Source organism: Pseudomonas sp. AGC41 (assembly GCF_057334555.1).
In genome coordinates this window covers 35,637-37,036 of record NZ_JBHFJB010000136.1, presented here as the reverse complement: position 1 = coordinate 37,036, position 1,400 = coordinate 35,637, and the positions used below count along the sequence as shown (strand labels likewise).

At 62.5% G+C, this 1,400-nt stretch carries 1 protein-coding gene; it reads right to left on the bottom strand.

What is annotated here, in order from left to right; all coding sequences use genetic code 11:
• The coding region (locus ACE04F_RS22075) for a PQQ-dependent sugar dehydrogenase (RefSeq protein WP_486109925.1) at positions 1–1,289 on the bottom strand (1,289 nt) is incomplete at its 3' end.
• Positions 1,290–1,400 lie beyond the last annotated feature (111 nt).

Here is a 1,400-nt window from a genome sequence, read left to right as displayed (position 1 = left end):
ATCTTGTTCCCCACATCATCGGCCACCAACAACCCACCCTGCTTGTCGACCACCACGCCCACCGGCCGGCCCTGGGCTTTTTCGTCTGCGTTGAGGAAACCGGTCAGCACGTCCACTGGTTGCCCGACCGGCTTGCCGCCACTGAACGGAACAAAAATCACCTTGTAGCCACTGTGGGGCTTGCGGTTCCAGGAACCGTGTTGCCCGATGAAAGCCCCTTCGGTGAACGGCGCGGGCAACTTGCTGCCTTCGGCGAAGCTCAGGCCCAGGGAGGCAGTGTGCGGGCCGACGGCATAATCGGGGGCGATGGCCTTGGCCACCAGCTCGGGGTTCTGCGGCTCGACCCGGACATCGATGTTCTGCCCGTAATAGCTATAGGGCCAGCCATAGAAGCCGCCGTCCTTCACCGACGTGATGTAGTCCGGCACCAGGTCGCTGCCGATCTCGTCCCGTTCGTTGACCGCCGTCCACAACGCGCCGCTGCGTGGCTCCCACGCCAGGCCATTGGGATTGCGCAGGCCCGCGGCGAAGATGCGGTGCGTGCCCGTTGCGCGGTCGACTTCCCAGATCGCCGCGCGGCCTTCTTCCGCTTCCATGCCGTTCTCGCCGACATTGCTGTTCGAACCGGTGGTCACGTACAGCTTGCTGCCGTCCCGGCTGGCGATGACGTTTTTGGTCCAGTGGTGGTTCAAAGTGCCACCCGGCAAGTCGACCACCTTGGTTGGCTGTGCCTTGATCTGTGTGTCGCCTTCCTTGTACGGAAAGCGGATCAACCGGTCGGTGTCGGCCACGTACAGGTCATTGCCGACCAGGGTCATGCCGAACGGCGAATTGAGGTTCTCCAGGAAAATCGTCCGGGTCTCGGCGATGCCATCGTGATTGGCGTCTCGCAGCAGGGTGATGCGGTTGGGGCTGGGCACGCCGGCACCGGCCCGGCCCATGACTTTTTTCATGACCCAGCCACGAATGCCTTGGGTATCGTCGGGCTTGGGCGGGGCGTTGGTTTCGGCGACCAGCACATCACCATTGGGCAGTACGTAAAGCCAGCGCGGATGATCCAGCCCTTCGGCAAAAGCGATTACCTGCAGGCCTTGGGCCGGGGTTGGCTTGGCGCCGTCCGGCCAGCCGACCGCTTCGGCGATATTCACCGTGGGAATCAGGGTCTTGTTCGGCTCGGGCAGTTTCGGCGACGGCCCGGTGCCGTCGGAAACCTGCAACGTGGAAGACTCGCCACACGCGACAAGCCCCGTAGCCAGGGCAATGATTAACAGATGAGGTGGCTTGAGCATGCGGGCTTCCCTATGAGTGCATGTGGTTACTCATAGAGGAGCGTAGACGTGGGATGGTTCAACGGTGGGTAACAACAGTCAGGCAAGCAGATTCCTTTGTGGGAGCGAGCC